The 12,942-nt window shown below is 71.8% G+C and carries 10 protein-coding genes; 6 read left to right on the top strand and 4 right to left on the bottom strand.

The features are described from left to right. Positions 1-94: 94 nt before the first annotated feature. Both ACOOHE_RS00705 and ACOOHE_RS00700 read left to right on the top strand, forming a co-directional pair. Positions 95-1,381, top strand: a complete 1,287-nt coding sequence (locus ACOOHE_RS00705) for a glucose-6-phosphate isomerase (protein WP_420455885.1) — start codon at positions 95-97, stop codon at positions 1,379-1,381. 591 nt (positions 1,382-1,972) lie between these two features. Beyond that, positions 1,973-2,827 carry a universal stress protein gene (locus ACOOHE_RS00700; protein ID WP_420455884.1) on the top strand — a complete coding sequence of 285 codons (855 nt, stop codon included), beginning with the start codon at positions 1,973-1,975 and terminating at the stop codon, positions 2,825-2,827. A 96-nt stretch (positions 2,828-2,923) separates the two neighbouring features. Here the strand turns inward: ACOOHE_RS00700 and cls are convergent, their stop codons facing one another. Together cls and ACOOHE_RS00690 are read right to left on the bottom strand one after the other, a co-directional pair. Next, positions 2,924-4,381 (bottom strand): cardiolipin synthase, encoded by a 1,458-nt coding sequence (cls, locus tag ACOOHE_RS00695; protein ID WP_420455883.1) that lies wholly within the window; start codon positions 4,379-4,381, stop codon positions 2,924-2,926. 51 nt (positions 4,382-4,432) lie between these two features. Beyond that, the gene (locus ACOOHE_RS00690; RefSeq protein ID WP_420455882.1) at positions 4,433-5,869 is read right to left on the bottom strand and encodes a sensor histidine kinase; all 1,437 of its coding nucleotides are present in this window, start codon (positions 5,867-5,869) and stop codon (positions 4,433-4,435) included. A 575-nt stretch (positions 5,870-6,444) separates the two neighbouring features. On the opposite strand from ACOOHE_RS00690, the gene ACOOHE_RS00685 reads away from it, so the two are divergent. After that, positions 6,445-7,221 (top strand): hypothetical protein, encoded by a 777-nt coding sequence (locus ACOOHE_RS00685; protein ID WP_420455881.1) that lies wholly within the window; start codon positions 6,445-6,447, stop codon positions 7,219-7,221. 89 nt (positions 7,222-7,310) lie between these two features. On the opposite strand, the gene ACOOHE_RS00680 is transcribed toward ACOOHE_RS00685, so the two are convergent. Further along, positions 7,311-9,794: a DNA internalization-related competence protein ComEC/Rec2 gene (locus ACOOHE_RS00680; RefSeq protein WP_420455880.1), complete on the bottom strand. Its 2,484-nt coding sequence runs from the start codon at positions 9,792-9,794 to the stop codon at positions 7,311-7,313. A 112-nt stretch (positions 9,795-9,906) separates the two neighbouring features. Between ACOOHE_RS00680 and nusB the strand changes: the two genes are divergently transcribed. Next, on the top strand, positions 9,907-10,395 hold the full coding sequence (nusB, locus tag ACOOHE_RS00675) for a transcription antitermination factor NusB (RefSeq protein WP_420455879.1): 489 nt from the start codon (positions 9,907-9,909) through the stop codon (positions 10,393-10,395). A 4-nt stretch (positions 10,396-10,399) separates the two neighbouring features. Next, a complete protein-coding gene (locus ACOOHE_RS00670) occupies positions 10,400-11,098 on the top strand; it encodes a metallophosphoesterase (RefSeq protein WP_420455878.1) in 699 nt (232 codons plus the stop codon). On the opposite strand, the gene ACOOHE_RS00665 is transcribed toward ACOOHE_RS00670, so the two are convergent. Next, positions 11,095-11,706 carry a hypothetical protein gene (locus tag ACOOHE_RS00665; protein WP_420455877.1) on the bottom strand — a complete coding sequence of 204 codons (612 nt, stop codon included), beginning with the start codon at positions 11,704-11,706 and terminating at the stop codon, positions 11,095-11,097. The genes ACOOHE_RS00670 and ACOOHE_RS00665 overlap by 4 nt on opposite strands. 96 nt (positions 11,707-11,802) lie before the next feature. On the opposite strand from ACOOHE_RS00665, the gene ychF reads away from it, so the two are divergent. Next, positions 11,803-12,897 (top strand): redox-regulated ATPase YchF, encoded by a 1,095-nt coding sequence (ychF, locus tag ACOOHE_RS00660; protein WP_420455876.1) that lies wholly within the window; start codon positions 11,803-11,805, stop codon positions 12,895-12,897. Positions 12,898-12,942: the final 45 nt, after the last annotated feature.

The following is a 12,942-nucleotide window of genomic DNA, read 5'->3' as shown; positions in this document are numbered from 1 at the left end:
TACGGCCTCGGCACCGACCGCGCCCCCGACCCGTGCCGAGGCGGGGACCCCGAGCCAAAGGCGGCGTTGAACCGGTCCCTCTCCCCCGCTCCCCATGCCGCTCTCCTTCGACCGCACCTACGCCGCCGACGCCCTCGCCTCGCTCGACGGCGCCGACCGCGAGTCCCTCGACGCCCGCGCGCTCGACGCCCACCGCCGCGTGCTCGCCGGCGACACGCGCAGCCCCGAGATGCTCGGCTGGCGCCAGATGCTGCTCGACCCGGACGACGCGCTCCTGGAAAACGTGGCCGGCGTCGCCGCCGAGATCCGCGACCGCGCCGACGTCCTGCTGTGCATCGGGATCGGCGGATCGTACCTCGGCGCCGAGGCCGTGATGCAGGCCCTCGTGCCGCCGTTCAGCGACGACGGGCCGGAGATCCTGTTCGCCGGCAACCACCTCGGGCCGGACTATCACGAGCGCCTGTTCGAGTACCTCGACGGCAAGAGCGTCTACGTCAACGTGATCTCGAAGTCGGGTACGACGCTGGAGCCGGCGCTCGCCTTCCGCCTGGCGCGGCGGTTCCTGGAGGAGCGGTTCGACGACGCCGACCGCCGCATCGTCGCCACGACCGACGCCGACCGGGGCGCGCTCCACGACTTCGCCGTTGAGCGCGGCTACCGCCGCTACGTGGTCCCGAACGACGTCGGTGGCCGGTTCTCCGTCCTGACGCCCGTCGGCCTGCTGCCCATCGCCGCCGCCGGCATCGACATCCGGACGCTGTTCTACGGCGCCGTCGCCCAGGCCCGCGAGCTCGAAGACGCCGACGCCTCGGCGCCGGCCCTCCAGTACGCCGCCGACCGCTACGCCTTCCACGAAGCCGGCTACGCGACCGAGGTGATGGCCGTGATGGACCCGCGGCTGCGGGGGATCGGCGCGTGGTGGCAGCAGCTGTTCGGCGAGAGCGAGGGGAAAGAGGAGAAGGGCCTGTTCCCGGTCGTCCTTCAGTACACGACCGACCTCCACTCGGTCGGCCAGTACGTCCAGCAGGGCCAGCGGACGCTCGTCGAGACGTTCCTCCGCATCGACGACGCCGAGGCCGGCCCCTCGGTCCAGGAAGAGGACGGCGACCCGGACGGGCTCAACTATCTCGCGGGCACGCCCTACGGGACGGTCAACGAGAAGGCGTACCAGGCCACGGCCGAGGCCCACGCTGAGGGCGGCGTGCCGAACTGGACGCTTACGTTGTCGCGCCTCGATGCCGAAACGGTGGGTCGACTCCTCTACTTCTACGAGCACGCCGTCGCCGTGAGCGGGACGATGCTCGGCGTCGACCCGTTCAACCAGCCGGGCGTCGAGACCTACAAGCAGAAGATGTTCTCGCTCCTCGGCAAGCCGGCGTAGCGACGACCTGTCGCCCCTGAGGTCACCGGTCAACCGGCCCACACGTCCGAAAAACCGCTGTCCACACCGTGGATGACGCTGTGGAAAACCCCCGGTCTCGCGAGAAGACGTGTGGACGCTCGGTCCGATGGGGAAACCGACCCGCTCGTCAAGCACCAACGCCCCACGAGGTGTCCGACCTGTTCTCCACACCGATCGCCAGAGTCCTCGACGTGGGCTAGGCGCGGGGCCCGGCTGTGGACGAGTGTGGAGAAGTGGACGACCCCCCCGAGATCACCACGAGCACCGTCTCCGGCGACTGGCAGAGAGGCACCGGCCGTGGATGAGATCGTGGACGAGACAACCGGTTGTCCACGGCTCTCCACAAGTGTGGCCCGCCCTCGGGTTCTCCACGCCGTCCACAGGCCTACTACTGGTTCTACTCTTTAAACCCTTTGACAGAGTAATACAGAGGGGTGTGGACGGACGGGAGGCAAGTGATCACCCCCGTAGACGAGTGGTCGCCCGGAGTAGACCAATCGGTGACAGGCTGTCAGCCGGAACGAGATCCTGCCCTCTCAGCGTACCTTCCGGCCTCCCTCTCCCCCGGTCATGACCCAGCGCATCCTCGTCGTCCTCGACCCCGACTCCGACACGCCCGTCGCGACAGACACCGCCATCGACATTGCCCGCCAGCACGACGGCGAGGTAACAGGCCTGGCGTTCGTCGACAAGGACTCGATCGGGACCGAGACGGCCGGCGGCGGGATCGGGTCGATGTACTTCGCCGAGCGGCTCCGGGAGCAGCTTACCGAGGAGACGCGGCAGAAGGCGGCGGCGCTGATCGACACCTTCACGACGCGCGTCGAGGCCGAGGGCGTCCGCCACTCGGGCGACCGCGTGGGCGAGGGCGCGCTCGTCAAGAGCCTGCTCGACGAGATGCGGACGCACGACCTCTTGGTGGCCGGCCGCGAGAGCCACTTTTACTACGCCGACCCCGATCGCCGCACGCACACGCTCGGCAAGGTGCTCCAGGACGCCGCCGCCGCCACGCTCATCGTCGGCACGGCGCGGCCGACCGTCCGGCGCGTGGCCGTGGCCTACGACGGCAGCGGCGCCTCGGCGCGGACGATGCAGAAGTTCGCCCACCTCGCCCCGTTCGGCACCGACGTCGACGTCGAGGTCGTCCACGTCCGCGGCGGCTCCGATGCCGACCGGCTGGCGAGCGAGCGGCTCCGCGAGGACGCCGTGACGTACCTCCGCGCCCACGGCTTCGAGCGCGTGACCTCGACGGGCATCGAGAGCAGCGACCCCTCCGAGCGGATCTGCGAGCTGGCCCAGGGCGACCGCGCCGACCTGGTGGTCTCGGGGGCCTTCGCCAAGTCCGGCTTCCGCAAGATGATCTTCGGCTCGTCGGCGACCAAGCTGCTCGAAGAGTCGAAGGTCCCGCTGTTCCTCTACCACTGAGGGCGAGTGGGTTCGCCAGGTGTCGCGGGTTCCGCAGGTCTGGCGAGTTGAGAACCTGCCAAACCTGCGAAACCCGCCGAACCCGCGAGACCTCCGCTACAGCACCGGCGCCAGCAGTTGGGTCGCGTTGGCCGCGAACCGGAACGCGAACGACTTGCTTTCGAGGTCGTCGCTGTGGATCCGGGTGGCCCGAGCGAAGTCGCGCTCCAGCATGGCGGCCACGTTGTCGCAGGTCTCGACGTCCTTCGTCACGACCGTCGCCTCGAAGTTGAGCCGGAACGAGCGGTTGTCGAAGTTGGCCGTCCCGACGGCGGCGAAGTCGCCGTCGACCAAGGCCACCTTCTGGTGCATGAACCCGGGCTCGTAGAGGAACACCTTGACGCCGGCCCGCTCGACCTCGGGGAGGGTTGCGTACGGGACCCACTTGAAGAAGACGCTGTCGCTCTCGCGCGGCATGATCACCCGGACGTCGACGCCGCGGAGGGCCGCCAACTGGAGCGCCCCGAGCACGCGCCCGTCCGGGACGAAGTAGGGCGTCGCGATCCAGACCCGCTCCTCAGCGCTCTCGATGGCGTGGGAGTAGAGCAGCCCGCACGTCTCGAGCTTGTCGGCCGGGCCCGAGGCCAGCACGAGGGCCGTGCGGTCCGCCTCGGCGGCCTCGGGCTCCCACACGAGGCCGTCGATCTCCTCCCGGGTCCCGTAGAACCAGTCGCGCGCGAACGACAGCTGCAAGCCCTGCACGAGCGGCCCCTCGACCCGGAGGTGCGTGTCGCGCCAGTGCGGGAAGTCCTCCGTGTGGCCGAGGTACTCGTCGCCCACGTTGAGCCCGCCCACGAACCCGACCCGGCCGTCGACGACGGTGATCTTGCGGTGGTTGCGAAAGTTGAGCCGGAGCTTCTTGAGCCAGTTCCGCGGCCCGGTGAACGGGCAGACGCAGACGCCAGCGGCCTCCAACTCCTTCTTGTAGCCCCGGGGCAGCTTGATGCTTCCCACCGTGTCGTAGAGGAACCGGACGGTCACCCCGCGCCGGGCCGCCGCGATCAGGTGCCGCTTGTACCGCTGCCCGATGGCGTCGTCGCGGACGATGTAGAACTGGGTCAGGACGTAGTCCTCAGCGGCGTCGATGGCCTGGAACAACGCCTCGAAGGTGGCCTCCCCGTCGATCAGCAGGCGGACGTCGTTGCCGGACGTGAACGGGACCGTCGCCATCTCGTCGAACGCCCGCATCTCGCCCGTCTCGCGGCCGTCGCTGTGTCCGTCGTTGTCGATGAGGAACGGCTTGAGGGGCCCTTTCTTGGCGTCTTCGAGCCCGCTCGCGATCTCGGAGTCGAACTCGCGCAGGGCCGTCAAGTAGTCCTCGAACTTGAACCGGCCGACGATCCAGTACGTCGGGAGCGCCACCAGGGGGATCGTGGCCAGGGCAAACACCCAGGCCGTCGCGCCCTGCGGCGTCCGCGCGTTCATGATGGCGTCGACGGCCGTGGCGACGCCGGCGAGGTACACGACCGCGACACCGATGCCCGCGAGCCCGAGGTCGATGGTTCCAAAGTCCATGACCGCCGTATCGCTGGCGGCCCGGCTGCGTTCCCGCCGGGCCACGGCACGTCAGCCCGTCGCGGCGGTGCCGATGGCGTCGAGCGGCGTCACCGACGCTCGCGGGGTGTCGATGGGGAGACAGACCTCGAAGACGGTCCGGCCGGGCTCGCTCTCGACCGAGAGCCGACCCTGATGCTGCATCACGATCCGCCGGGCGATGTCGAGGCCGAGCCCCGTTCCCTTGCCCGGCTCCTTGGTCGTGTAGAACGGCTCGAAGATCCTCTCCTGCACGTCGGCCGGGATGCCGGGCCCGTCGTCGGCGATGGTGACGCAGACGACGGCGCCCTCGGCGCGCGTGCCGATCCGGACCTCGCCGCCGTCACCAATGGCGTCGAGCGCGTTGTCGAGCAGGTTCGTCCACACCTGGTTGATCTCGCCCGGGAACGCCGAGACCGGGGGCACGTCGGTGCCGTAGTCGCGCACGACGCGGGCGCTCTTGACCTTGACGCTGTGGCCCAGCATCGTCAGCGTCTGGTCGAGTCCCTCGTGGAGGTCGGTCCGCTGGCGGTCCGGGGCCTGGTCGCGGTGGGTGTAGCCCTTGACCGACGCCACCAGGTCGGAGATGCGGCCGGCGGCCCGCTCGATCTCGGCCAGGAGCCGGTTGGACGCCAGCCCCTTCTCGATCCACAGGATCACGTCGCTCAGCGCGGCCTCGTCCACGTGCTCGGCGAGGTGCGTCAGCGCCTTCGGAGTCACGCCCTCTTCGGCGAGGATCTCGGCGACGACGTAGGCGTGGGGGACGTCGTGGACGTCGAGCCAGTCGGCCAGGTCGTCCTCGCGCTCGCTCCGCTCGACGGTCGACAGCGTGCCGGGCGTGGGCGCGGTGCACGTCATCAGCGCGCCGCGCGCGGCCTCGACTTGGTCCGGCGTCAGGCCGTGGCCGGTGAGCCGGGTGACGAGCGTCGGCATCTGGTCGAGCCGCTCGCGCAAGTCGGCGACGGACCGGCGGATGGCGGCGGCCGGGTTGTTGAGCTCGTGGGCGAGCCCGGCCGAGAGCTTGCCCAGCGACATCATCTTCTCGCGCTGGACGTCGTTCTTCGACGACTCGCGGACGCGGTCGGTCATCCGCGCGACGAGGCGCTGGCCCACCTCCGGCATCCGCGACAGCATCTCGGGGAAGTGGTCCCGGTGGACGCGGGCGATCCGGCCGTCGGAGATCGCGACGCCCTCGCCGGCGAACGTCTCCATTCGCGAGAACGGGAGGAGTCCGCTGATCTCGCCGGCCCGGATGGTGCCGAACAGCGTCCGCGTCTCGCCCTGGATGGTGAAGATCTGGAAGCCGCCCTCGATCACGGCGAACATCGTGTCGGCCGGGTCGCCGCGCTGGAACGGGACCGCGCCCGTCGAGATGCGCTGCTCGTCGGCGACCGACGCGAGCCAGGCGAGGTCATCCTCGGGCTGGTCCGAAAAGACGTCGATGGTGCGGAGGTCGGCGGCGGTGATCATGGGTCGAGAGGGGAGAGGGTCCCGTCCGAGACGGTGGGCGGACCGGACGCGGTGACGCTCGGCCTCGGACGCTCGCGCCATCGGAATCCTTCCGCGAGAGGCTGTTTGGGGAGGAGGGTATCAGGTCCCCTCTCCACCCCTCGGGGGGAGGGGGGGACGGTCGGGACGAGCTGTGAAGTTGATTCAGCGTCTCCGGCCCCTCACCCTGTCCCTCTCCTCGAGGGAGAGGGGACAAGGGGAGGTTTTCACAATCGAGCGCTCTCCCCCCACGAGTCATCCCCGCGGAGGCGGGGACCCATACGGTGACGCTCGCGGCTTCGAGGTCGGGTCCGACGCCGGGACCCCTCACCCTGTCCCTCTCCCGCAGGGAGAGGGGACCCCTCGGGCGACGACGGGAGGCGGCTCGGATGCCGCACTCCGTGAAAGCCTCCCCCTACCAGCGAAGGAGAGGGGACCTCGTAGGTCGCGTTGAGTCGATCCCAGACAGCCTCTGATCCGTCCGACGCCGGGCTCGACGATTCGCCTCCTTCCTGCGTTGGAGGCTGCGTAGCCTCCCGTCCCCGTCGCCCTCCCCGATGCGCTCACTCGTCTTCGTTGCCCTCCTCGCCCTCGCCGCCGGCTGCGGGTCGGCGCCGCTCTTGTACGCCATCGAGCCGGCCACCGCCGACACCGTCGTCGACGGCGAGGCGTCGGAGTGGCCGTCGGCGCTCCGGCCGGTCCCGAGCGAGGCCGGCCTGAGCATCGGCCTGCGCCGCGACGCCGACGACCTGGTCGTGGCCTTGATCGCGGGCGACGACCGGCAGGCCCGGCGGATCGCGCTCGGCGGCCTGCGCGTCTGGGTCGACCCCGACGGGGGGACCGAGCGCGTGCTCGGCATCCGCTACCCGGCGCCCGAGGCGCCCGACGCCCGGTCGGTCGTCCGCAACGGCCCGCGCGAGGGCGGCCCGATGGCGGGCACGGACCCGCAGCGGCTCCGTCGCCGGTTCGAGTCCGGCCTCGACGAGGTCGAGGTCACGCGCGGCGTGCTCACCCAGCGGGCGACGGCGGACGGTTCGTTTGGCGGCCTGGTCGCGTCGGCGACGTGGGGCACGCGGGGTCTCGTGGTCGAGATGCGGATCCCGCTCGAGGCGGCGCCGGGCTTGCTGCCGACGTCGGCCGGCGACGCGGTGGGCGTGGGCGTCGAACTGGTCGACGTGCGCGCCACGGCGATCCAGGCGCGCTCCGCTGGCCGCCGGCCCCCGCGCCGTGAGGGCGCCGATGACCGGCCGATGCCGTCGGAGGGCCGCTCGGCCGTCGAGCCCGCAGCCCAGATCGCGACCGTCACACGGTGGCTCCGCGCCGGGTTCGAGTAGGGAGACGGGGGACCGGGGACGGACCCTCCTGGCGGTCCTCCGTCCTCCGTCTTTGGTCCCGGTAATCACATCGTCGGACTCGACTCGCGCTACCGCCGTCGCCAGTCCACGCGCTCGACGCGGCGGCCGTCCGAGCGGAGCCAGATGGCGCCCTCGGTCGCCGTCGAGAGGACCTCGGCGCCGGTCGCTGCCCACCGCTCGAGGGGCTCCTCGTTAGGCAGGCCGTAGCGGTTTTTCCGCGCGACCGACACGACGGCGACGGCCGGCCGGCCGGCGGCGGCCACGAGTGCTGGCGCCGACGACGTCCGCGAGCCGTGGTGGCCCACCTTCACCACGTCGGCCGCCAACTCGTCGCCGAAGCGGGCCACGAGCGCGGCCTCGCCGGCGACCTCGGCGTCGCCCGTCAGCAGCCAGCGCGTCGCGCCGTGCTCGATCCGCACGACGACCGAGGCGTCGTTGGGCGACTCCATCGGGCGCACTGGCCCGAGCACGCGGACTCGGATCGTGGGGTCGACGGCCAACGTGTCTCCGGCGTGGACGGGCCGGACGGGCACGCCCAGCGAGTCGGCGAGGTGGAGGACGTCGGCCCACAGGTCGCTCTCGCCGTGTTGCCCGTTGACGACCAGGCGCCCGACCGGGACGGCTTCCAAGACCGACCGGGCCCCGCCGATGTGGTCGGCATCCGCATGGGTGAGCACGAGCGCGTCCAGCCGGTCAATGCCGAAGCGGACGAGGTGGGGGACGATGGTCCGCTCACCCTCGTCGACGTAGGGAGAGCGCAGGCCGGCGTCGATCAACACGTGCCGACCGGCCGGCGTCGAGACGAGCGTGGCGTCGCCCTGGCCCACGTCGAGGAACACGACATCGAGGTGGGGCCGCGCGTCGCCGCGCGCGAACCCCGTCCACAGGCCGATGGCGACCGACGCCGAGGCCGCCAGCACCAGCCGTCGGCGCGCGACGGGACGCCGCCACAGGGCGAGCGCGGCGAGTGCCAGCACGCTTGCGACCAGCACCGACGGCGCGTCGAGGAACCCGTCGTGCGTCGCCCATCCCAGCGTCGCCGCGCCGGTCTCGGTCGTCCACAGGAGCGCTCGTCCGGACAGGTCGGCGATGGCGCCGAACGCGGCGGCCAGTGGCACGACCGGCGCCGTGAGTGCGCAGCCGAGGCCGGCCCCCAGCGTCACCGCCGTCAGCGGGATCGCGACGACGTTGAGGACGAGCCCGCCGAGCGGCAGCCGGCCGAAGTGCGCCAGCAGCGCCGGCGCCGTGCCGAGTGTCGCCGCGATCGACGTCGCGACGGAGCCCGCGACGAACATGCCGCCCTTCGACAAGCGGACGCGCTCCGGCACCGACGCCGTCAGAAGCGGCGTCAGGGTGACGAGCGCGGCGACGGCTCCGAACGAGAGCTGGAAGCCGACATCGAACAGCGCGGCCGGGCGGTGGACCAGGATCACGACCGCCGCCACACCGAGTGTGTTCAGCGCGTCGGACGGCCGGTCCATCGTTTTCCCGACGATCACGAGCGCCACCATCACGAACGCGCGGACGACCGACACGGAGGCGCCGGCGACGAGCACGTAGACCGCCAGCACGGCCAGCGTCACGGCGGCCCGCCCGACCTCCATCGACCGGCGCCTCAGCCGGAGGCGCCCCAAGACGGGCTTGAGCAGCACGTAGAGCGCCAGCCCGACGAGCCCGACGTGCAGGCCCGAGACCGCCAGCAGGTGCATCAGCCCGGTCTCGCGGAAGGCGTCGAGCGTCGGCGCCTCGATGCCGCTCCGGTCGGCCAGCAACAGGGCGCCGAGCAGCGCGCGCGACCCGCCGTCCGGCACGTAGCGCGCCAACGCCACCCGGACCCGGGCGCGGACGGCGTTCGACACGATCGTCACCGGGCTCGCGCTCGGACCGAGGAACACGGCGTCCGCCTCGCTCTCGACGTCCAGCATCGCGCCGACGCCCTGGCGGGCGAGGTAGGCGCCGTAGTCCATCTGCGCCGGGTTCCGCTGCCGGGGCAGCGGCTCCAGCCGGCCCGTCAGGCGGACGCGGTCGCCGGGGCGGAGCACGGGGTAGACCGCGCCGGCATCGCCGACCGCCAGCGACGCCTGGACCCGTCCGCTCACAGGCGCCCGCGTGTTGCCGATCCCGACCGAGTCGACCTCGACGCCGAACCGGATGGCCCACGTCGTCCGCGGCACGTCGGTGACGGTGCCCCAGACCGTTGCCGGCGTCTCGCGGCCCACGCTGTCGGCGACGCCGAGGGCCCGGGCGACGTGGGCGACGGAGTCGGGCGGGAGCCCCTGCCACGCGGTCTGGCGGGCGGCGCCGAGCGCGACGGTGGCGGCTCCGACCGTCGCGGCGAGCACGAGCGGTCGCAGCGTGACCAGGCGCCCGCGCGTCCACCCCGCGTAGCTGGCGGCGACGAGCGCGGCGCCGAGGCCGAGCGCTGCCCACCCGAACGGCCCAACGTTCGGGACGGCGCGGCTGAGGGCGATCCCGACAGCGAGCGCGCACGCGACGGCGAGCGCGGGGCGCGTCGACAGGCGGAGGGGCGGGGGAGGGGGCGCGAGCGGCACAGACCCCTAGACTCCGCACCCCGGCGGACGTACCCCCGCCTTTCGCTCCCTCTTGACCGGGTCGAATGCGACCGGCCGGGTATCTTGTCCTCCCCTCGCTCTCTCCCGTCCTGTGTCCCAGCCGCCCCGTCCGAGCAAGCGTCGCCAGGTGCGCGAGCGCGTGTTGCAGGCGCTCTACGCCTTCGAGGCGAGCGGCGACTCGGTCGACCACGTCCTCGCCACCGTCGTCCGGCCCGCGTTCGAGGACGACCGGACGTACCTCCGCTTCGCCGAGCGCCTGTTCCTCAAGACGGCCGACGCGCGCCACGAGTGCGACGTTTTGATCGACCGGCACGTCGAGAACTGGGACCTCAGCCGGATCGCGCGGACCGACCGGTTCGTCCTGTGGATCGCGATCACGGAGCTGCTCTACTTCGAGGACATCCCGCCCAAGGTGACGCTCAACGAGGCCCTCGAGGTGGCCCGGGCGTTCGGGACCGACAAGAGCGCGTCGTTCGTCAACGGGATTCTGGACGCCGTGCTGCGCGAGCTCCGGGAGGCCGGTCGGCTCAAAAAGTCGGGGCGCGGGTTGGTGGAGACGACGAACAAGGGAGGGCCGTAGCGCCGTGACGTACGCGATCGGGGACGTCCACGGGTGCGTGCGCACGCTCGACACCATGCTCGGCCACCTGGCCGACGACGCGGGCGGCGCGCTCGGGCCCGAGCACACCCTCGTGTTCGTCGGGGACTACGTCGACCGCGGGCCGTCCAGCGCCGAGGTGCTCGACCGGATGGTCGAGCTCGAGGTCGCCTCGGACGCCGGGGCCGGCGCGCGGTGCGTCTTCCTCCGGGGCAACCACGACCAGATGATGCTCGACTACGCCGACGGCGTCGGCGACTCCGAGCTGTGGTGGGTCAACGGCGGCCGGACGACGCTGGCGTCGTACGAGGCCCGGGGCGAGCGCCACCTCCCGTCCGAGCACCTCGACTTTCTCCGCCGGACGGTCCTCGTCGCCGAAGCGGCCGGCGCCGCCTTCGCCCACGCCGGCTTCGACACGCGCCGCTCGGTCGCCGACAACCTCGCCGACCCCGACCCCCGCATCGTGCTGTGGACGCGCAAGCACTTCGACGCCGACCTGTCGAAGTGGGAGATGCCGGTCGTGTGTGGCCACACGCCGGTCTCGGAGCCGGTCAACTGGCCCCAGCTGATCGCCATCGACACGGGCGCCGTCTTCCCGCACCGCCAGGGCCTGGGCCGGCTGACGGCCGTCTCCCTGCCCGAGCGCCGGTTCCTCTCCATCCCGACCGTCGACGTCGTCGGCTAGCGGGTCTCGCCCAACCGGAGAGACGTCGACAACCCCGCGCGGAACGACGGGCTCTGCGTCCCGACCTCGGCGAAGAACACGCGGCTCGACGGCCGCCGGAGCGTGACCCGGGCGAACGGGTCGAGCATGACGCTGAACGCCCGCGACTTGCTCTCGGCCGACTGCTCGAAAAACGCCGTGTAGAACGACGGCCCGATGCGGATGCCGAGGTCGATGTCGAGCGCGCCCGGGTTCCGGTTCCGCACCAGGTCCGCCACGCGGAGCGCCCGGACGGCGCCCCCCACGCCGACCGTCGTCACGAGTCGGCCGCTCCCGCCGGTCACGCGCGGCACGTAGTCGGCGTAGACGGCCACCTCGCGGGTGAACACGCTGAGGACGGGGTCCGTCCCCATCGCCACGCCGCCCACGCCCGGGCTGATGCCGGCGCCGACGTAGACGCGCGGCCGGCTCCCCAGCGGGTCCGGCCCGACCTGGGCCATCGCCGGGCTGGCGATCAGGAGGGCGAGGACGAGGGGGAGGCGCGAGGTCAGGGTTGGGCGGGTTTGCGGGTCCGGCAGGTTACGCGGGTTCTCGCGTGGCGACCCGCTCGACTCGCCAAACTCGTCCAACTCGCTCGACCCGGTCCCACTCTTCGCCCCCGCTCCGCCCGCCTGCCACGCCGCCTGGCTAGACTCGTCACCCTTCACCCTTGACCCCTCCCCCGCATGGCCCTCCGCGTCGGCATCGTCGGGCTGCCCAACGTGGGCAAGAGCACCCTCTTCAACGCGCTCTCCCAAGCGGGCGCCGAGGCGGCGAACTACCCGTTCTGCACCATCGAGCCGAACGTCGGCGTGGTGCCCGTGCCGGACGCCCGGCTGGGTCGGCTGGCGGAGCTCGCGAAGTCGGCCCAGACGCTGCCGGCCGTCATCGAGTTCGTCGACATCGCCGGGCTCGTGGCGGGCGCGTCGAAAGGGGAGGGGCTGGGCAACCAGTTCCTGGCAAACATCCGCGAGACGGACGCCATCGCCCATGTCGTCCGGTGTTTCCAAGACCCGAACGTGGTCCACGTCGAGGGTTCGGTCGACCCGACGAGGGACATCGAGACCATCGAGACGGAGCTGCTGCTAAAGGACCTCGAGACGGTCTCGAAGCGGCGCGAGCGCGTCGCCAAGTCGGTCAAGACCGGCGACAAGGCGGCCCGGGCCGAGGCCGACTTCCTCCAACGTCTCGAAGACCACCTCGGCGACGGCCTGCCGGCCCGGACGCTCGACGTGTCGGACCAGGAGGCGCCGATCCTGCGCGAGCAGTTTTTGCTCACGGCCAAGCCGGTCTTGTACGTCGCGAACGTCGGCGAGGGCGACCTGCCGGACGGCAACGCCTTCGTCGACCAGGTCCGCCAGCGGGCCGAGGCCGAGGGCGCGGGCGTCGTGGTCATCTCGGCCGAGTTCGAGGCCCAGCTCGCCGACCTCGACGACGACGACCGGGCCGAGTTCTTGGAGGCGGCCGGCGTCACGGAGTCCGGGCTCGACCGGCTGGCGCAGGCGGCGTACGCGCTGCTCGGCCTGATCACCTACTTCACGGCCGGCCCGAAGGAGGCGCGGGCGTGGCAGATCTCGCGCGGCACGAAGGCGCCCCAGGCGGCCGGCGTCATCCACACCGACTTCGAGAAGGGGTTCATCCGCGCCGAGACCATCAAGTTCGCCGACTACGACCGGCTGGGCAGCGAGACGGCCGCTCGCGAGGCGGGCTCGATGCGGAGCGAGGGCAAGGAGTACGTGGTCGCAGATGGCGACGTGATGCTGTTCCGGTTCAACGTGTAGGCGACCGGCGCTGGAGGCGGCTGTCCGGGCCGTGCGTTTAACGCC

The organism is Rubrivirga sp. (genome assembly GCF_965213695.1).
Taxonomy (GTDB): domain Bacteria; phylum Bacteroidota; class Rhodothermia; order Rhodothermales; family Rubricoccaceae; genus Rubrivirga.
The sequence above is the reverse complement of the archived record's forward strand: the minus strand, read 5'-3'. Positions and strand labels throughout refer to the sequence as shown.

What these genes read in the sequence shown, in the direction of transcription:
- ACOOHE_RS00705 (WP_420455885.1), top strand. Translation starts at nt 95, where the DNA reads ATGCCGCTCTCCTTCGACCGCACCTACGCCGCCGACGCCCTCGCCTCG.
- ACOOHE_RS00700 (WP_420455884.1), top strand. Translation starts at nt 1,973, where the DNA reads ATGACCCAGCGCATCCTCGTCGTCCTCGACCCCGACTCCGACACGCCC.
- cls (WP_420455883.1), bottom strand. Translation starts at nt 4,381, where the DNA reads ATGGACTTTGGAACCATCGACCTCGGGCTCGCGGGCATCGGTGTCGCG.
- ACOOHE_RS00690 (WP_420455882.1), bottom strand. Translation starts at nt 5,869, where the DNA reads ATGATCACCGCCGCCGACCTCCGCACCATCGACGTCTTTTCGGACCAG.
- ACOOHE_RS00685 (WP_420455881.1), top strand. Translation starts at nt 6,445, where the DNA reads ATGCGCTCACTCGTCTTCGTTGCCCTCCTCGCCCTCGCCGCCGGCTGC.
- ychF (WP_420455876.1), top strand. Translation starts at nt 11,803, where the DNA reads ATGGCCCTCCGCGTCGGCATCGTCGGGCTGCCCAACGTGGGCAAGAGC.